The sequence below is a fragment of the Bradyrhizobium sp. CFUWI genome, assembly GCF_056429085.1.
Genome location: NZ_JBWJZE010000004.1, coordinates 24,252 through 42,130, shown reverse-complemented (window position 1 = coordinate 42,130; position 17,879 = coordinate 24,252). Strand labels below are relative to the sequence as shown.

Here is a 17,879-nt window from a genome sequence, read left to right as displayed (position 1 = left end):
GGGGGCGCAAACGACCGAGGACCGTCTCAAGGGCTGAGATCAGATGAGCACCGAAGAACTTCCCCCGCGCGAATCCATGGAATTCGACGTCGTCATCGTCGGCGCCGGCCCCTCGGGTCTGTCGGCCGCGATCCGGCTGAAGCAGCTCAACGCCGATCTCAACGTCGTCGTGGTGGAGAAGGGCTCCGAGGTCGGCGCGCATATTCTCTCCGGTGCGGTGATCGATCCGGCCGGGCTCGACAAGCTGGTCCCGGACTGGCGCGAGGATCCCGATTGCTCGCTCAAGACTGAGGTCAAGGACGACCGCTTCTTCTGGTTCACCGAGACCAGCGCGATCAAGCTGCCGAACTTCATCATGCCGCCGCTGATGAACAACCATCACTGCTATATCGGCTCGCTCGGCAATGTCTGCCGCTGGCTGGCGCGGAAGGCCGAGGCGCTTGGCGTCGAGATCTATCCGGGCTTTGCCGCAGCCGAGGTGCTCTATGACGAGGCGGGCAACGTCAGGGGTATCGCCACCGGCGACATGGGTATCGGCCGTGACGGCAAGCCGAAGGACTCCTTCACCCGCGGCATGGAATTGCTCGGCAAGTACACGCTGTTCGCGGAAGGCGCCCGCGGCAGCCTGTCCAAGCAGCTCATCGCGAAATACGCGCTCGACGCCAAGAGCGAGCCGCCGAAATTCGGCATCGGCCTCAAGGAGGTCTGGCAGATCGATCCGGCCAAGCACCAGAAGGGTCTGGTCCAGCATGCGGTCGGCTGGCCGCTGAAGAACGATACCGGTGGCGGCCTGTTCTTCTACCATTACGACGAGAACCTGGTGTCGATCGGCTTTGTCGTCCATCTCAACTACAACGATCCCTATCTGTCGCCGTTCGACGAATTCCAGCGCGTCAAGAACCATCCCGCGGTGCGGGCCACGCTCGAAGGCGGCAAGCGGCTGGCCTATGGCGCCCGCGCCATCACCGAAGGTGGCTACCAGTCGGTGCCGCGGCTTAGCTTCCCCGGTGGCGCGCTGATCGGCTGCGCCGCCGGCTTCGTCAACGTGCCGCGTATCAAGGGCGTGCACAATGCGATGGGCACCGGCATGCTCGCCGCCGAGCATGTCAATGCCGCACTTGCTGCGGGCCGCGCCAACGACGAGCTCGTCGAATACGAGAACGCGTGGCGTGACTCCGTCGTCGGCAAGGACCTTTACCCGGTACGCAACGCCAAGCCGCTCTTGTCGAAGTTCGGCACCTTCATCGGCGCCGGCCTCGGCATCTTCGACATGTGGTGCAACACGCTGTTCGGCGCCTCGCTGTTCGGCACCCAGTCACATGCCAAGCAAGACCGCGCCACGCTCGAGCCGGCGAAGAGCTACGCCCCGAAGAACTACCCGAAGCCGGATGGCAAGATCTCCTTCGACAAGCTGTCCTCCGTGTTCCTGTCCAACACCAACCATGAGGAGGACCAGCCGGTCCATCTGAAGGTCACGGACATGAACCTGCAGAAGGCTTCCGAGCACGACGTCTTCGCCGGTCCTTCGAATCGCTATTGCCCCGCCGGCGTCTATGAGTGGATCGAGGAGGGATCGGGTCCGCGTTTCCAGATCAACGCTCAGAACTGCGTCCACTGCAAAACCTGCGACGTGAAGGATCCCAACGGTAACATCACCTGGGTTCCCCCGGAGGGCGGCGGCGGCCCGAACTACGAGGCGATGTAAGGGCGACGAAGCAAGCGGGTCTGATCACGGAGTGATCCGACGCACGTTCGCGTGAGCACGGGGGCGCGACGACGGGTCGCGGCCACGATAAGGCCATAGTAGCGGCGTCTTGGGGCTGCTCCTGACCGGTGACTTGGCCGATTTGGGCCTTTCGGAGGCGGGCGTCAGGTCCGAATCCTTGCGGCGAAGCGCCAAAAGCGGCATTGTCGGCCCAACGGTTCCGGGTCCGGATGCCTCCGGCCGCCTTCGCATGCGATACGGCCCTTTGCTGCAACCCAGGCACTACCAACTCAAGGCGAGCCCTGATGTTTTCAAATCGTTTCAACCGCTGGACTGTTGCCGCCATTGCCCTCATGGGCACAGCGATCGCGACCGTCCCCGGCAGGGTGCTGGCGCAGACGCCGGACCATCCGTCCGACTCGGCGGCGCAGTTTCCGACCCGAAACGATCTGAAGTCGCTGACCGGTGCCGGCAGCTATCTCGCCGCCCGTCACGCCAGCGTCGAGCGCGACGCGGCTTCCGCTGCCGCATTCTACCGTTCGGCCCTGCGCACCGATCCGAAGAACAATGAGCTGCTCGACCGCGCCTTCATCTCGTCGGTCGCCGACGGTGACATCGACGAAGCGGTCAAGCTCGCCGAGCGCATCCTCACCATCGACAAGACCAACCGCGTCGCGCGTCTCGTCGTCGGCGTCCACGATCTCAAGGTGAAGAAGTACGCGGCCGCGCAGACCAACATCAACCAGTCGATCCGCGGTCCGATCACCGATCTCGTCGCCACGCTGCTGTCGGGATGGGCCGCCTATGGTGCGGGCGATGCCAAGGGCGGTGTCGCCACCATCGACAAGCTGGCAGGTCCGGAATGGTATCCGCTGTTCAAGGATCTTCACGCCGGCATGATCCTCGAACTCTCCGGCAAGGAGAAGGACGCCGGCACGCGCTTCGAGCGCGCCTACAAGCTCGACGATTCCATGCTGCGCGTGACCGAGGCCTATGGCCGCTGGCTGTCGCGCAACAAGGACTCGGCTGCCGCGACCAATGTCTATCAGGCCTTCGACAAGAAGCTCGCGCGCCATCCGCTGATCCAGGAAGGCCTGCGCGAAACCAGGGCCGGCAAGAAGATGCCGCCGCTGGTCGATTCCGCGCAAGCCGGCGCCGCCGAAGCGCTCTACGGCATCGGCGCCACGCTGACCCGCCGCGGCGGCGAGGATCTGGCGCTGGTCTATCTCCAGCTCTCGCTCTACCTGCAGCCGACCCATCCGCTGGCGCTGCTCTCGCTCGCCGATCTCTATGAATCGGTGAAGCGGCCGCAGATGGCGATCAAGGTCTATGAGCGTGTGCCCGCGACCTCGCCGCTCAAGCGCAACGCGCAAATCCAGCTCGCCATCGATCTCGATTCCGCCGACCGCACGGAAGAGGCGATCAAGATCCTCAAGGGCGTCACCGCGGAGGATGCCAAGGATCTCGAAGCCATCATGGCGCTCGGCAACATCGAGCGCGGTCGCAAGAAGTTCGGCGACTGCGGCGCGACCTATTCGCGGGGCATCGACGTGCTGCCGGCCGGCAACGACAAGGCCAACAGCGTCTGGTACTATTACCGCGGCATCTGCGAGGAGCGCTCCAAGCAGTGGGCCAAGGCCGAGGTCGACATGAAGAAGGCGCTCGAGCTGCAGCCCGACCAGCCGCACGTCCTCAACTATCTCGGCTATTCCTGGATCGACCAGGGCGTGAACCTCGACGAAGGCATGAAGATGATCAAGCGCGCCGTCGAGCAGCGTCCCGACGACGGCTACATCGTCGATTCCCTCGGCTGGGCCTATTACCGCATCGGCAATTACGACGAGGCGGTGAAGAATCTCGAGCGCGCGATCGACCTCAAGCCCGAGGATCCGACCATCAACGACCATCTCGGCGACGCCTATTGGCGCGTCGGCCGCACGCTCGAAGCCAAATTCCAGTGGTCGCACGCCCGCGATCTCAAGCCCGAGCCGGAAGAGCTGCCGAAGATCGAGGCCAAGATCGCCAATGGTCTCGCCGACGACAATTCGAACTCTTCGGCCGCGCAGGCGGACAAGAAGAAGGACGACGGCAGGGGCGGCTAGTCTGAGCGAAGTTGGGGGCGTGTCGCCGATGCCGGCGTTGATCGAAGAAGGGCGGGCCAAGGTCAACTTGAGCCTTCGCGTGGTCGGCCGTCGTGCCGACGGCTATCATGATCTCGAAAGCGTGGTCGCGTTTGCCGACTGCGCCGACCGGCTGTCGCTGGAGCCGGGCGGCGAACTGAAGCTCACCACCACCGGGCCGCTGGCCGCGGCCTGCGGCGAGACGTCCGACAATCTCGTGGTCAAGGCCGCCAGGCTGCTCGCCGAGGCGGTGCCTGGCCTGAAGCTCGGCGCGTTCGCGCTCGACAAGGTGCTGCCGGTGGCCGCCGGCATCGGCGGCGGCTCGGCCGACGCTGCGGCGGCGCTGCGGCTCCTGGCGCGTCTCAACGATCTCTCGCTCGACGATCCCCGGGTTCAGAAGGTCGCGCTCGCGACCGGCGCCGACGTGCCGGTGTGCCTCGTTTCGCGCGCCTGCGACATGACCGGCGTCGGCGAGCAGTTGTTGCCGCTCGCGCTGCCCAGCATGGCCTGCGTCATGGTCAATCCGCGCGTGCCGGTCGCGACCAAGGACGTGTTCCAGGCACTGGGGCTGCGCAACGGTGAATTGCTGGTCGGCGTCACCGACGTCATCCGCGCTCCAGCCTGGCCGGAAGAGGGCGGATCGATCGCCGATTGGGTCGCAGTGCTCGAACGCGTTCCCAACGATCTCGAAGCGCCTGCGCTGCGCATCCAGCCCGTGATCGGCGAGGTGCTGGAGGCCTTGCGCGACTCCGCCGGCGTCAAGCTCGCCCGCATGTCCGGCTCGGGCGCGACCTGCTTTGCGATCTATGGCGGAGCAAACGAAGCGCATGCCGCCGCGGAAAGGATTCGTCGCGATCACCCCGGCTGGTGGGTGCATGCGGGAACGTTGAGCTAGTAGCGACGCTGCGTAGTGCCGTAGGGTGGGCAAAGGCGCACAGCGCCGTGCCCACGTCCATCCAAGATGCGCGATGAGAGTGGTGGGCACGCTTCGCTTTGCCAACCCTACGGCAGTTGAGCTAGCCGTTGTCCTCAGCCAGTCCCAGAAACCGCCTGATCTCGCCCAGCACCTCCCGCGGCTTGTCGTGCTGCAGCCAATGGCCCGCACCGGCGATGGTCTCGACGCGCGCCTCTCGGAAATAACGCTCCAGGCCTGCGGCCCTGGCGCCGGCGAGAAAGCTTTCGCCGGCATTGAGCAGCAAGGTCGGGCAGGCGATGCGTGACCACAGCGCGACGTGATCGTCCGGCCAGAGCCGGTGCGGCGCCGATGCGCGCTGGTACGGATCGAACTTCCAGCTGTAGCTGCCGTCCTCATTCTGTCGTGCGCCGTGGGTGGCGAGATGCAGGGCGAGGTCGCGGGCGAGCCGCTTGTTGTGAAGCACCATCTGCGCCGCAGCGTCTTCGAGGGTCGCGTAGCGGCGGGGCGTGCGGTCGTGCAGCCTGTCGAGCTGGCCGACCCATTTGCCGATGCGCTCATGCGCCGGCGGCTTCGGCGTGTCCGGCAGCATGGTCACGCCGTCGAGCACCACCAGCTTCGAGACCTGTTCAGGGAATGATCCTGAAAAGATCAGACTCACCATGCCGCCCATCGAATGGCCGATCAGGGTGACCTGAGGCGCTGCGATGACGCGGAGGAGCTGGGTGAGATCGTAGACATATTCGGTCAGGGCGTAGCTGCCGCCTTTGGTCCAGTCCGAATCGCCGTGGCCGCGCAGGTCCGGTGCGATCACGTGGAAATGCCGCTGCAACGACCGAGCGATGACGTCCCAGCTCCGGCAATGATCGCGGCCGCCGTGAACCAGGATGAGGGGCGGCGCGCTCTCATTGCCCCAATCGGCGTAATGCAGCCGCAGGCCGTGCGATTCATAGAAGCGGCTCTGCGGGGTGCTAGCCATTGGCCGGCCGCCGCGCCAATGCAAGCGACAGGCCGAGGCCCGTGATGAAGACGCCGGAGCCCTGGGCGAGCCGCCGCATCAGATGCGGCCGTCCGATCAGCTGCGTGCGGGTTGCGGAGGCCATCAGCACCACGACGACATCGGCGAGCGTGTTCAACGCCACCGAGATCGCACCCAACATGATGAATTGCAGCGTGGGGCTCGATCCCGCGGGATCGAGAAATTGCGGAATGAAGGCGAGGAAGAACGCAGCGGTCTTCGGGTTCAGCGCCTCGACCAGCACGCCGTCGCGGAACGCGCGCTCGTCGCCGACAGGCTCACTCTCGAGCGACAGCGCTTGGCCCGCGCTCCGAAACGTCTTGATGCCGAGCCAGACCAGATAGAGCGCGCCGACGAATTTGACGGCGGCGAACAGCTCGGCGCTGGCGAGGATGATTGCGGAGATGCCGAGGCTGCCCGCCACCACATGAACCAGCCCGCCCAGTGCCGTGCCCGCGGTCGAGGCAAAGCCGCTGGCGCGGCCCTCGGACAAGGTTCGTGCCGCGACGTAGAAGATGCCGGGGCCGGGAACGGCGGCGATGAGACAGGCTGCGGCCAGGAACAGCCATATATTGGTTTCGATCATCCTGTTTTCGTAGCGCAGCGGACCGCGATTGCAAGTCTTCAGGTTCGAAGGCCCCCTCGTTTAATCCATGCGGCGGAAGATCACGCTGGCATTCATCCCGCCGAAGCGTCGCCGCGCGCTCCAGTCGATCACCGTCACCCTGAGGCGGCCGCTGCTTCAGCGGCCCGCGAAGGGCGACGACCTGGCTGCAGCCTCGGTCGTGCATCCGTCGAGGCTCCGCCTCGGACGCGTTGCGTCACAGGCGTCGCGCCTCAGGATGACGGGGCTAATTACAGAGCAAGAGCGGATTGCGCATGCGGCCGAAGCGCCGCGCTCAGTGCGAGCGCGCCAGACAGAACGCCACCACCTGCTCCAGCGCGCTCTTCATCGGCGAGGAGGGGAACAGCGCCAGCGCGTCGACGGCCATGGCGCCGTAGTGCTGGGCGCGGCTCAACGTATCCTCCAGCGCGCGGTGCTTGTTCATCAATCCGAGGGCGTGATCGAGATCGCTGTCGCCGATCTCGCCGCGCTCCAGCGCCCGGATCCAGAAGGCGCGCTCGGTGTCGTTGCCGCGGCGGAAGGCGAGCACGACGGGCAGCGTGATCTTGCCCTCGCGGAAATCGTCGCCGGTGTTCTTGCCGAGCTTGGCGCTCTTGCCGCCATAGTCGAGCACGTCGTCGACGAGCTGGAAGGCGATGCCGAGATTCATGCCGACCGAGCGGCAGGCGGTCTGCTCGGCCTTCGGGCGGTTGGCGATGACGGGGCCGACCTCGCAGGCGGCGGCGAACAGCTCGGCGGTCTTGCCGCGGATCACGGCGAGATATTCGTCCTCGGTGGTCGCGGTGTTCTTGGCGGCGGCAAGCTGCATCACCTCGCCCTCGGCGATGGTGGCTGCCGCCGCGGAGAGGATGTCGAGCGCGCGGAGCGAGCCGACCTCGACCATCATGCGGAAGGCCTGGCCGAGCAGGAAGTCGCCGACCAAGACGCTCGCCTCGTTGCCCCAGAGCATGCGCGCCGACAGCTTGCCGCGGCGCATCTCGCTCTCGTCCACGACGTCGTCGTGCAGGAGCGTGGCGGTATGCATGAACTCGACGGAGGCAGCGAGCTTGATGTGGCCGTCGCCGGTGTAGCCGGCGAGGTTGGCCATGGCGAGCGTCAGCATCGGCCGCAGCCGCTTGCCCCCGGAGGAGATCAGATGGTTGGCGACTTCCGGGATCATGGTCACGTCGGAACCGGTCCGCGACAGGATCGTGGCGTTGACGCGCTCCATGTCAGGGGCGACAAGGGCAACGAGCTGTTCGATCGACGCGCCGGGAGTTTCGAAAGGTACGATGACGGCCACGCCGGTCTCCAATATTTGCCCCGGAAGGGCTATTCTGACGGAAAGACAATAGAAACTGGCGGCGGATGCGGCAAGTGCTGCGGAACCATTGACATTTGCCGCTGCCGCGTTTTCAGGCAGGAGACCTGCGATTTGCGTGAACTGGTGCGGACCAACGACATGGTGCTGGTGTCGGCGATCGGCGCGCTGCTCGATGGCGCCAATATCCATCATCTGGTGCTCGACCAGAACATGAGCATCATCGAGGGCTCGCTCGGTATCTTGCCGCGGCGGATCCTCGTCCATGAGGACGATGCCCAGGAGGCGAGGGAACTCCTCACCCAAGCCGGCCTCAGCCACGAACTGCGCGGCGATGAGTGAGGCGGCAGATATTACCGAGGACGCCTTTCTCGGCGGGCAGTTGCGCCTCAAGCAGAAGCGGTCCGGCCATCGCGCCGGGCATGATGCCATCCTGCTCGCGGCGGCAACCGAGGCCCGCCCCGGAGACCGTGTGGTCGATTTCGGAGCCGGCGTCGGTACGGCCGGGCTGGCGCTGGCCCGCCGCGTCCCCGGTGTCGCCCTCAGCCTGGTCGAGATCGATCCGGAGCTGGCCGAGCTCGCGCGCGGCAACGCGGCGGCAAATGCGATTGCCGCCGAGACGATCGTGCTCGACGTCACGGCCGGTGCCGAGGCCTTTGCGTCGAATGAACTGTCGCCCGACAGCGTCGACGTGGTGCTGATGAATCCGCCCTTCAACGATCCGGCCCGGCATCGCGGCTCGCCCGATCAGGCGCGTCACATCGCGCATGTGGCGACGGAGGAGACTCTGCATGCGTGGGTGCATGCAGCGCGCCGCATCCTCCGATCGAACGGCGTGCTGACATTGATCTGGCGTGCGGATGGCATCGCCGATGTCCTGGCGGCATTGTCGCGCGGCTTCGGCAGCCTCTCGATCCTGCCGGTTCACGGCGAAGCGGGGCGGCCCGCGATCCGCGTGCTGGTGCGTGCGGTCAAAGGTGGCCGGGCCCCGACGCGATTGCTGCCGGGCCTCATGCTCAACGACGAATCAAATGTGCCAAGGAATGAGGTGAAAGCTATTCTGGAGGGACGGGCGGCGTTGCCGCTGGAACCGTGATGGCTTACTGCGGCAGCGATTCCGTCTGCTGCTCTGGCGCAGATGTGAAGCGAATCGCCGTGAAAAGCGCACCGATCAGCAGCAACAGCAGATAGATCTTCATGGCGTTTCCTCCGCCGTCTATTGCAGCTTCCCAACGGGTATTCTGCAAAACACGTTCCAGGCACTTTCAATGACACTCGCGTGATAAGAAATGGTTAATCAGAGGTAATGGCATGGCCGAACAATTGAGCGATCGTGAGAGTTCCGGCCTGGCCGACAAGCTCATGCAATATCTGCCGGCGCGCTTCCGCCCCGGCACCACGGTGGTGCCGGTGGTGCGGCTCTCCGGTGTGATCGGCGCGGTGACGCCGCTGCGCCCGGGTCTGACGCTTGCGGGAATCGCCAGGGTGCTGGAGCGCGCGTTCTCGTATCGTCACGCCAAGGCGGTGGCGCTGGTGATCAATTCGCCCGGCGGCTCGCCGGTGCAGTCGCGCCAGATCTATCTGCGCATCAAGCAGCTCGCGGCGGAGAAGAAGCTGCCGGTGCTGGTGTTCGTCGAGGACGTTGCGGCCTCCGGCGGCTACATGATCGCCTGCGCCGGCGACGAGATCATCTGCGATCCCTCATCGATCCTCGGCTCGATCGGCGTGGTCGGCGGCAGCTTCGGCTTCCAGGAGGCGATCAAGCGGCTCGGCATCGAGCGGCGCCTCTACACATCAGGCGAGCACAAAGCGATGCTCGACCCGTTCCTGCCCGAAAATCCGGACGACGTCGCCAAGCTGAAGGCGATCCAGCGCGAGATCCACCAGATCTTCATTTCGCTGGTGAAGGAGAGCCGGGGTGCGCGCCTCAACGGCTCTGACGATACGCTGTTCACGGGCGAATACTGGGCCGGCGACAGTTCGGTCGCGCTGGGACTTGCCGACAGCATCGGCGATCTGCGCTCAACTCTTCGTGCCCGCTATGGCGAGAAGGTTCTCACCCCCGTGATCGCGCAGCCGACCGGGCTGCTGTCCGGTCTCCTGGGACGGAAATCGCCCGGCGCCGGGCAGCTTTCGGCGCTGGAAACGATGGCCGGGCTGCCGGACGATCTGATCTCGGCGGTCGAGACGCGGGCGATCTGGGCGAAATTCGGGTTCTAGCCGGCGCCGTCCCGCGCCATTTCGCCCCTCGCCATGCCAATTGCGGCGCGGCCCGGACTGCGCGAGAATGCTCACGGGGGCTGAGCACTAGACAAGGATCGACCGATGCCGCCGTTCGTCGCTTTCGCGGGCGTGCTGGGTGGGCTTGCCGTGGTCCGCTGGGCCTACAAGACCGCCGTCAAAATCAACCAGGAGCTGGAGGAGATGCGCCTGTCGCGCGTCGCCGAGACCGCCCACGCGGGGGATATCCAGACGCTGAAACGTGACCCCGTGACCGGAGCGTATCGGCCGGGTTAGGGGCACTCCGCTCAATCGTCATTCCGGGGCTCGCGAAGCGAGAACCCGGAATCCATCGAACCACGGAGCGAGCGGCGCAATGGATTCCGGGCTCGCCCTGCGGGCACCCCGGAATGACGGCCGAATCCGCCCCCTTTGCCTTGATTCCCACCCCCGCCGTCGATACGGTCCCGCGCGATTCAAAACCCCCGCGAGAGCCTGATCTGACGATGGACGCCTCCTTGCCCGCCCATATGCGCCCGGAACGCTCGTTCCAGGGCTTCATCCTCGCGCTCCAGCGGTTCTGGGCCGAGCAGGGCTGCGTGATCCTGCAGCCCTACGACATGGAGATGGGCGCGGGCACCTTCCATCCGGCGACCACGCTGCGCGCGCTCGGGCCGAAGCCCTGGAACGCCGCCTATGTGCAGCCCTCGCGCCGGCCCAAGGACGGCCGCTACGGCGAGAATCCGAACCGGATGCAGCATTACTACCAGTTCCAGGTGATCATGAAGCCGTCGCCGCCGAACCTTCAGGAGCTGTACCTGAAGTCGCTCGCCGCGATCGGCATCGATAGCGCCGTGCACGACATCCGCTTCGTCGAGGACGATTGGGAGAGCCCGACGCTGGGCGCCTGGGGCCTTGGTTGGGAGTGCTGGTGCGACGGTATGGAGGTGAGCCAGTTCACCTATTTCCAGCAGGTCGCCGGCTTCGAATGCGCGCCGGTCGCGGGCGAGCTCACCTACGGGCTCGAGCGCCTCGCGATGTATGTGCAGGGCGTCGACCGCGTCTACGACCTCAATTTCAACGGCCGCGATGGCGATCAGAAGGTCACGTATGGCGACGTCTTCCTGCAGGCCGAGCAGGAATATTCGCGGCATAATTTTGAGTATGCCGACACCGCGATGCTGTTCGAGCAGTTCAAGATGGCGGAAGCGGCCTGCAAGAAATATCTCGACGCCGGCTGGCGCGAAGGCGGCAACCGGAAGCAGCACCTGATGGCGCTGCCGGCCTACGACCAGTGCATCAAGGCGAGCCACGTCTTCAACCTGCTCGACGCGCGCGGCGTGATCTCGGTGACCGAGCGGCAGAGCTACATTCTTCGCGTGCGCGAGCTGGCAAAAGCCTGCGGCGAGGCCTGGATCCATACTGAAGCGGGCGGAGCGGCCTGATGCCCGATCTTTTGCTTGAACTGTTCTCCGAAGAGATTCCCGCGCGCATGCAAGCCAAGGCGGCGGACGATCTGCGCCGCCTGGTCACCGACAAGCTCGTCGCCGAAGGCCTCGTTTACGAGGGCGCGAAGGCGTTCGCGACGCCGCGCCGCCTCGCGCTCACCGTGCACGGCATCCCGGCGCGCCAGCCCGATCTGAAGACCGAGCGACGCGGCCCGAAACTCGGCGCGCCCGATGCGGCCGTGCAGGGCTTTCTGAAGGCGACGGGATTGAAGTCGTTGGACGAGGCAAAAATCCAGCGCGATCCCAAGGGCGATTTCTACATCGGCTTGATCGAGAAGCCCGGCCGCGATGCGATCGACGTGCTCGCCGAAATCCTGCCCGTCATCATCCGCACCTTCCCCTGGCCGAAATCGATGCGCTGGGGCGCGCGCTCGGGCAAGCCCGGCTCGCTCAACTGGGTGCGTCCGCTGCACGCGATCACCGCGACGTTCGGGCTCGAGACCGAAGAGCCTGACGTCGTGAAGTTCTCGGTCGACGGCATCGAGACCGGCCAGACCACGTACGGCCATCGCTTCCTCGCGCCGGCGCCGATTCAGGTGCGCCGCTTCGAGGACTACGAAGCAAAATTGCTCAACGCCAAGGTCGTGCTCGACCCCGAGCGCCGCAAGGACGCAATCCTCACCGACGCCAAGCAGCTCGCGTTCGCGCAAGGCTTCGAGCTGGTCGAAGACCAGAACCTGCTCGACGAGGTCGCCGGCCTGGTCGAATGGCCGGTGGTGCTGATGGGCTCGTTCGAGCCGGAATTCCTGGCGACGCCGGGCGAAGTGATCCGCGCCACCATCCGCAACAACCAGAAATGCTTCGTGGTCAGCGATCCCAAAACGGGCAAGCTCGCCAACAAGTTCATCCTGGTCGCCAATATCGAGGCGAGCGATGGTGGTGCGACCATCATCGCCGGCAACGAGCGCGTCATTCGCGCTCGGCTGTCGGATGCGAAGTTCTTCTACGAGACCGACCTGAAGACGAAGCTCGAGGAGCGTCTGCCGAAATTCGAGCAGATCGTGTTCCACGAGAAGCTCGGCACCCAGGCGGAGAGGATCGAACGCATTACAGAGCTAGCAGCCGAGATTGCTCCGCTCATTGAGGCGAACGTTGAGAAGGTCAAGCGCGCTGCAATATTGGCGAAGGCCGACTTGTTGACCGAAGTCGTTGGTGAGTTTCCGGAAGTGCAGGGTCTGATGGGCAAGTATTACGCGCTTGCGTCAGGAGAGGATCCATCGGTCGCCGCCGCCTGCGAAGAGCACTACAAGCCGCAAGGACCGAGTGACCGAGTTCCGGCTGATCCAGTGAGTGTGGCTGTCGCTCTTGCAGACAAGCTCGATACATTGATTGGCTTTTGGGCGATTGACGAAAAGCCAACCGGAAGTAAAGACCCGTACGCTTTGCGCAGGGCAGCGCTCAGCGTAATCCGGCTCATCATCGAGAATGGACTGCGGTTGAATCTGAAGCCCCTTCTGACTTGCGCCGCGCAGACGGTTGGCGATCACTTGAGAGATCCAGAATTGGATCGCGAATTCGAGGCAGCCCAGACGCTCGATGATGCGTTGGGAGGAGATTCTCGCGTCGATGAATTGTTGGAAGCCGAGAGAGCAAGATCGTCAAATGACTTCGGTCGATCGGACCGTAAGACTGCTGCTGTGCTGGACAATCTCCTCGCCTTCTTCGCCGACCGCCTCAAGGTTCAGCTTCGCGAGCAGGGGGCGCGGCACGATCTCGTCGATGCCGTGTTCGCGCTCGGCGGCCAGGACGACCTGCTGATGATCGTCCGCCGCGTCGAAGCACTCGGCAAATTCCTCGACACTGACGACGGCAGGAACCTGCTCGCCGGCACCAAGCGCGCCAGCAACATCCTTGCGATCGAGGAGAAGAAGGATAAGCGCTTGTTCGACGGCGCACCCGATGCCGCGCTCTACGGCCTCGCCGAGGAGAAAGCGCTGGCCAAGGCGATCGACGAAGTGACGGCGGAAGCCGGCGCCGCCGTCGCCAAGGAGGACTTTGCCGCCGCGATGAGCGCGATGGCAAAACTGCGTCCGCCGGTCGATGCGTTCTTTGACAAGGTTCGCGTCAACGACGACGATTCCAAGGTGCGCGAGAACCGGCTGAAGCTGCTGAACGAGATCCGCAGCGCCACGCGCGCGGTCGCGGATTTCTCGAAGATCCAGGATTGAGGCGCGGCAGCGCAACAAGCACAACCGTCATTCCGGGGCGCGCCACTTGGCGCGAGCCCGGAATCCATTTTTCCTCACACGTGTGGCACGATGGATTCTCAGGTGCGCAAGTGCGCACCATAGCTCGCGCTTCGCGCGCCCCGGAATGACAACCGCGCACAAAAGTGCCCCGCCCGGCGGGGGGAAGACCGGGCGGGGCCTGATGTCCGATTGAATTGCTCGCGCCAGCCTGATGTGACGCGCCGGACATCTAGTCGAACTCACTTGGTCGGTCTCAGTCCAGCACCTCGACGATGCGGCGCGAGCGCGGCTCGACCAGCACGGTCTCGCCGTTCACGACGGTGTAGCGATAGGTGGTGGCGCCGAAACGTTGCGGAACGTCATAATAGGTGACGCCCGCCTCGGGTAAGGTGGTGCCGACGACGACACGATCGGGAATGCTGAAGGCCGGCACACGCTGTTCGACGACGTAATCGCGGAAAGCCGGCCGCTGCTCGACTGCGATGGTTGGGCCGCTGTCGACCACGGCGGGCGCGCGTCCGACGGTGACACTGGTTTGCGCCTGCGCCGCCAGAGGCGAGCCGATCGCGGCCGCGAGCGCTGCAAGAGCAAGAATCCTGTTCCGCATGGACAACTCCTTCGAGGTGATGGTTCGGACGCGCAAGTGGCGCGACCGGTTGCCAATGCATGCGTGTTGGCAATGTTCCGGGAAAAGCCCTGCCGCATTCGCGGCAATTTCAGGCAGTTTTCGTGGGCGCCGGAACCTGCATCACCCGTTGCGCGTCTCTACTCGCGGAACCGGGAGGGATATGATCCGCCCGCGATTCGCCCCCCTCCACAGAAAGATAGTTCATGCACATCACCGTCGCCCACATTTCGCCGATCCTGTCGTTGATTGCGGGTGTGCTCATCCTGATCATGCCGCGGCTTCTGAACCTGATCGTCGCGATCTTCCTCATCGTGAACGGCGCGATCGGGCTTGGGCTCCTGAAGTGGCTCCGCTTCTAGGCGTTCACTTTTCGGAACTGTCCGACTTGCGCGGGCCCGCCCAAAGTGGTGTAAGGCCCGCGATTTCCCATTCCTCTCGCAGGTTGTGTGCAAGCTATGGCCAAAGCCGCCTCGAAGCCCAAGAAAATCCCAGCGAAAATGCCAGCGAAATCAAAGTCCTCCGCCGCCGCGAAGGCCGCGCCGCCGGCCCGCAAGGCGCTGGCCAAGAGCGCGCCGAAGCCGGTCGCCAAAGCTGTTGCCAAGCCCGCAGCAAAGCCGGCGGCAAAGGCTGTGACCAAGGCGGCTCTGCCGAAGGTCGCTGCCAGGCCCGCTCCGAAGAAGGCTGCGCCCGCGAAGGCGGCGCCAGCCGCGGCCAAGGCCGGCAAATGGGTTTACACGTTCGGCGACGGCAAGGCCGAAGGCCGGACGGAGATGCGCGACCTGCTCGGCGGCAAGGGCGCCAACCTCGCCGAGATGGCCAATCTCGGCCTGCCGGTGCCTCCGGGCTTCACCATCCCGACCTCGGTCTGCACCTACTTCTACGCCCACGGCAAGACCTATCCGAAGGAGCTGCAGGCGCAGGTTGAGAAGGCGCTCGACCATGTCGGCAAGCTGACCGGCAAGATCTTCGGCGACACCAGGAACCCGCTGCTCGTCTCGGTGCGCTCCGGCGCGCGCGCCTCGATGCCGGGCATGATGGACACCGTGCTCAACCTCGGCCTCAACGACCAGACCGTGGAAGCGCTGGCCGAATTGTCGGGCGACCGCCGCTTCGCCTATGACAGCTATCGCCGCTTCATCACCATGTACTCGGACGTGGTGCTCGGCTTCGAGCATCATCACTTCGAGGAGATCCTCGACACCTTCAAGGACAGCCAGGGCTATACGCTCGACACCGATCTGTCCGCCGACGACTGGGTCGATCTGGTCGGCAAGTACAAGGACGCGGTCGCGCGCGAGACCGGCAAGGACTTCCCGCAGGATCCGCACGACCAGCTCTGGGGCGCGATCGGTGCGGTGTTCTCATCCTGGATGAATGCGCGCGCGGTAACCTACCGCAAACTGCACGAAATTCCGGAATCCTGGGGCACCGCGGTCAACGTACAGGCCATGGTGTTCGGCAACATGGGCGAGACCTCGGCGACCGGTGTTGCCTTCACCCGCAACCCCTCGACCGGCGAGAGCAAGCTCTACGGCGAGTTCCTGATCAACGCGCAGGGCGAGGACGTGGTGGCGGGCATCCGCACGCCGCAGGACATCACCGAGGAAGCGCGGAAGGAATCGGGTTCCGACAAGGCGTCGATGGAATCGGCGATGCCGGAGGCCTTCAAGGAGCTGACGCGGATCTACACGCTGCTCGAAAAGCACTACCGCGACATGCAGGACATGGAGTTCACGGTCGAGCAGGGCAAGCTGTGGATGCTGCAGACCCGCGGCGGCAAGCGCACCGCGAAAGCCGCGCTGCGCATTGCGGTCGAGCTCGCCAATGAAGGCCTGATCTCGAAGAAGGAAGCGGTGACGCGGATCGATCCGTCGTCGCTCGATCAGCTCTTGCATCCGACCATCGATCCCAACGCCAAGCGCGACGTGATCGCGACCGGCCTGCCGGCCTCGCCCGGCGCGGCCTCCGGTGAGATCGTGTTCTCCTCGGATGAAGCGGCCAAGCTTCAGGCCGATGGGCGCAAGGTGATCCTGGTCCGCATCGAGACCAGCCCGGAAGACATCCACGGCATGCACGCCGCCGAAGGCATCTTGACCACGCGCGGCGGCATGACCTCGCACGCGGCGGTCGTCGCCCGCGGCATGGGCAAGCCCTGCGTCTCCGGCTGCGGCACCATCCGCGTCGATTACGGCCGCGGCACCATGAGCATCGGCTCGCGCACCTTCAAGACCGGCGACGTCATCACCATCGACGGCTCGCTCGGCCAGGTGCTCGCCGGCCGCATGCCGATGATCGAGCCGGAGCTGTCCGGCGAGTTCGGCACGCTGATGAACTGGGCCGATCAGGTCCGCAAGATCGGCGTCCGCGTCAACGGCGACACGCCGGACGACGCCCGCACCGCGATCAAGTTCGGCGCGGAAGGCATCGGCCTCTGCCGCACCGAGCACATGTTCTTCGAAGAGACCCGCATCCGCACGGTACGCGAGATGATCCTCTCCGAGGACGAGCAGTCCCGCCGCGCCGCGCTCGCCAAGCTGCTGCCGATGCAGCGCGCCGACTTCGTCGAGCTGTTCGAGATCATGAAGGGCCTGCCCGTCACGATCCGCCTGCTCGACCCGCCGCTGCACGAGTTCCTGCCGCACACCCACGCCGAGGTCGAGGAAGTGGCGCGCGCCATGAACACCGACCCGCGGCGCCTCGCCGACCGCGCGCGCGAGCTCTCAGAGTTCAATCCGATGCTCGGCTTCCGCGGCTGCCGCATCGCGATCGCCTATCCGGAGATCGCCGAGATGCAGGCGCGTGCGATCTTCGAGGCGGCGGTCGAGGCCGAGAAGCGCACCGGCAAGGCCGTCGGCCTCGAGGTGATGGTGCCGCTGATCGCGACCAAGGCCGAGCTCGATCTCGTCAAGGCGCGGATCGATGCCACCGCACAGGCCGTGATGCGCGAGACCAACACCAAGCTGGCCTATCAGGTCGGCACCATGATCGAGCTGCCGCGCGCCTGTCTGCTCGCGGGCGAGATCGCGCAGTCGGCCGAGTTCTTCTCGTTCGGCACCAACGACCTCACGCAGACCACCTTCGGCATCAGCCGCGACGACGCGGCGAGCTTCCTCGGGACCTACGTGTCCAAAGGCATCCTCTCGGTCGATCCCTTCATCGCGCTCGACCAGGAGGGCGTCGGTGAGCTGGTCAAGATCGGCGTCGCGCGCGGCCGCAAGACGCGTCCGAAGCTCAAGGTCGGCATCTGCGGCGAGCACGGCGGCGATCCGGCCTCGGTCGCCTTCTGCCACCATATCGGTCTCGACTACGTCTCCTGCTCGCCCTACCGCGTGCCGATCGCCCGCCTTGCCGCCGCACAAGCCGCGCTCGGCAAGGAGATCGCAAGCCAGGCGTAAGTCGAGCGCAGATGTGAATGCAAAAGAGGCGGGGCCAAAACCCCGCCTCTTTCATTTTGAGCGACGGTCTCTCCTCTCGTCATTGCGAGGAGCCCTTGCGACGAAGCAATCCAGACTGCTTCTGCGGAAAGACTCTGGATTGCTTCGCTGCGCTCGCAATGACGGAGATCGTGGGACGCGCTCGCCACACACTCGCTGTCATCGCCCGGCTCGACCGGGCGATCCAGTACGCCGAGGCAGCACTGATTGAATCGAGAA

The 17,879-nt window shown here is 65.1% G+C and carries 15 protein-coding genes; 11 read left to right on the top strand and 4 right to left on the bottom strand.

From position 1 onward, the window contains the following. The first annotated feature begins 43 nt into the window (after positions 1–43). The 3 genes from AC066S_RS10665 to AC066S_RS10655 all read left to right on the top strand — a co-directional run bounded on the left by AC066S_RS10665 (position 44) and on the right by AC066S_RS10655 (position 4,720). Entirely contained in the window at positions 44–1,705 is a 1,662-nt protein-coding gene (locus AC066S_RS10665) for an electron transfer flavoprotein-ubiquinone oxidoreductase (RefSeq protein ID WP_478269620.1), read from the top strand. A 305-nt stretch (positions 1,706–2,010) separates the two neighbouring features. Further along, positions 2,011–3,807, top strand: coding sequence for a tetratricopeptide repeat protein (locus AC066S_RS10660; protein WP_135167784.1), 1,797 nt, complete (start codon positions 2,011–2,013; stop codon positions 3,805–3,807). Between the two features lie 28 nt (positions 3,808–3,835). Further along, positions 3,836–4,720, top strand: coding sequence for a 4-(cytidine 5'-diphospho)-2-C-methyl-D-erythritol kinase (locus tag AC066S_RS10655; RefSeq protein WP_167767301.1), 885 nt, complete (start codon positions 3,836–3,838; stop codon positions 4,718–4,720). Between the two features lie 121 nt (positions 4,721–4,841). Here the strand turns inward: AC066S_RS10655 and AC066S_RS10650 are convergent, their stop codons facing one another. From AC066S_RS10650 to AC066S_RS10640, 3 genes are all read right to left on the bottom strand, one after another. Beyond that, positions 4,842–5,717, bottom strand: a complete 876-nt coding sequence (locus AC066S_RS10650) for an alpha/beta fold hydrolase (protein WP_478269619.1) — start codon at positions 5,715–5,717, stop codon at positions 4,842–4,844. Continuing rightward, positions 5,710–6,342 (bottom strand): LysE family translocator, encoded by a 633-nt coding sequence (locus tag AC066S_RS10645; RefSeq protein WP_478269618.1) that lies wholly within the window; start codon positions 6,340–6,342, stop codon positions 5,710–5,712. Before AC066S_RS10645 ends, AC066S_RS10650 begins: the two co-directional genes overlap by 8 nt. A gap of 313 nt (positions 6,343–6,655) precedes the next feature. Further along, positions 6,656–7,663 carry a polyprenyl synthetase family protein gene (locus AC066S_RS10640; RefSeq protein ID WP_126260424.1) on the bottom strand — a complete coding sequence of 336 codons (1,008 nt, stop codon included), beginning with the start codon at positions 7,661–7,663 and terminating at the stop codon, positions 6,656–6,658. A 132-nt stretch (positions 7,664–7,795) separates the two neighbouring features. Here AC066S_RS10640 and AC066S_RS10635 point away from each other — a divergent pair, with 132 nt between their 5' ends. The 6 genes from AC066S_RS10635 to glyS all read left to right on the top strand — a co-directional run bounded on the left by AC066S_RS10635 (position 7,796) and on the right by glyS (position 13,577). Then, positions 7,796–8,023, top strand: coding sequence for a putative signal transducing protein (locus AC066S_RS10635; protein WP_126260423.1), 228 nt, complete (start codon positions 7,796–7,798; stop codon positions 8,021–8,023). Continuing rightward, positions 8,016–8,777 (top strand): tRNA1(Val) (adenine(37)-N6)-methyltransferase, encoded by a 762-nt coding sequence (locus AC066S_RS10630; RefSeq protein ID WP_478269825.1) that lies wholly within the window; start codon positions 8,016–8,018, stop codon positions 8,775–8,777. Before AC066S_RS10635 ends, AC066S_RS10630 begins: the two co-directional genes overlap by 8 nt. Before the next feature lie 215 nt (positions 8,778–8,992). Then, complete coding sequence (locus tag AC066S_RS10625; protein WP_478269617.1) at positions 8,993–9,901, top strand: S49 family peptidase; 909 nt, start codon at positions 8,993–8,995, stop codon at positions 9,899–9,901. Positions 9,902–10,006: 105 nt separating this feature from the next. Continuing rightward, the gene (locus AC066S_RS10620) at positions 10,007–10,198 is read left to right on the top strand and encodes a hypothetical protein (protein WP_135167789.1); all 192 of its coding nucleotides are present in this window, start codon (positions 10,007–10,009) and stop codon (positions 10,196–10,198) included. 209 nt (positions 10,199–10,407) lie between these two features. Then, on the top strand, positions 10,408–11,346 hold the full coding sequence (locus AC066S_RS10615; protein WP_126260420.1) for a glycine--tRNA ligase subunit alpha: 939 nt from the start codon (positions 10,408–10,410) through the stop codon (positions 11,344–11,346). After that, a complete protein-coding gene (glyS, locus tag AC066S_RS10610; RefSeq protein WP_478269616.1) occupies positions 11,346–13,577 on the top strand; it encodes a glycine--tRNA ligase subunit beta in 2,232 nt (743 codons plus the stop codon). Before AC066S_RS10615 ends, glyS begins: the two co-directional genes overlap by 1 nt. Before the next feature lie 274 nt (positions 13,578–13,851). Here the strand turns inward: glyS and AC066S_RS10605 are convergent, their stop codons facing one another. Next, a complete protein-coding gene (locus tag AC066S_RS10605) occupies positions 13,852–14,205 on the bottom strand; it encodes a DUF1236 domain-containing protein (RefSeq protein ID WP_028134910.1) in 354 nt (117 codons plus the stop codon). 224 nt (positions 14,206–14,429) lie between these two features. Here AC066S_RS10605 and AC066S_RS10600 point away from each other — a divergent pair, with 224 nt between their 5' ends. Both AC066S_RS10600 and ppdK read left to right on the top strand, forming a co-directional pair. After that, positions 14,430–14,585: a DUF3096 domain-containing protein gene (locus tag AC066S_RS10600; protein ID WP_008562090.1), complete on the top strand. Its 156-nt coding sequence runs from the start codon at positions 14,430–14,432 to the stop codon at positions 14,583–14,585. 96 nt (positions 14,586–14,681) lie between these two features. Next, positions 14,682–17,621: a pyruvate, phosphate dikinase gene (gene ppdK / locus AC066S_RS10595; RefSeq protein WP_478269615.1), complete on the top strand. Its 2,940-nt coding sequence runs from the start codon at positions 14,682–14,684 to the stop codon at positions 17,619–17,621. The last annotated feature ends 258 nt before the right edge of the window (positions 17,622–17,879 follow it).

Excerpts from the sequence above, each read along its gene's own strand:
- AC066S_RS10605 (WP_028134910.1), bottom strand. The coding sequence starts at position 14,205 with ATGCGGAACAGGATTCTTGCTCTTGCAGCGCTCGCGGCCGCGATCGGC.
- AC066S_RS10665 (WP_478269620.1), top strand. The coding sequence starts at position 44 with ATGAGCACCGAAGAACTTCCCCCGCGCGAATCCATGGAATTCGACGTC.
- AC066S_RS10600 (WP_008562090.1), top strand. The coding sequence starts at position 14,430 with ATGCACATCACCGTCGCCCACATTTCGCCGATCCTGTCGTTGATTGCG.
- AC066S_RS10660 (WP_135167784.1), top strand. The coding sequence starts at position 2,011 with ATGTTTTCAAATCGTTTCAACCGCTGGACTGTTGCCGCCATTGCCCTC.
- glyS (WP_478269616.1), top strand. The coding sequence starts at position 11,346 with ATGCCCGATCTTTTGCTTGAACTGTTCTCCGAAGAGATTCCCGCGCGC.
- AC066S_RS10615 (WP_126260420.1), top strand. The coding sequence starts at position 10,408 with ATGGACGCCTCCTTGCCCGCCCATATGCGCCCGGAACGCTCGTTCCAG.
- AC066S_RS10620 (WP_135167789.1), top strand. The coding sequence starts at position 10,007 with ATGCCGCCGTTCGTCGCTTTCGCGGGCGTGCTGGGTGGGCTTGCCGTG.
- AC066S_RS10645 (WP_478269618.1), bottom strand. The coding sequence starts at position 6,342 with ATGATCGAAACCAATATATGGCTGTTCCTGGCCGCAGCCTGTCTCATC.
- AC066S_RS10650 (WP_478269619.1), bottom strand. The coding sequence starts at position 5,717 with ATGGCTAGCACCCCGCAGAGCCGCTTCTATGAATCGCACGGCCTGCGG.
- AC066S_RS10630 (WP_478269825.1), top strand. The coding sequence starts at position 8,016 with ATGAGTGAGGCGGCAGATATTACCGAGGACGCCTTTCTCGGCGGGCAG.
- AC066S_RS10655 (WP_167767301.1), top strand. The coding sequence starts at position 3,836 with ATGCCGGCGTTGATCGAAGAAGGGCGGGCCAAGGTCAACTTGAGCCTT.
- ppdK (WP_478269615.1), top strand. The coding sequence starts at position 14,682 with ATGGCCAAAGCCGCCTCGAAGCCCAAGAAAATCCCAGCGAAAATGCCA.
- AC066S_RS10625 (WP_478269617.1), top strand. The coding sequence starts at position 8,993 with ATGGCCGAACAATTGAGCGATCGTGAGAGTTCCGGCCTGGCCGACAAG.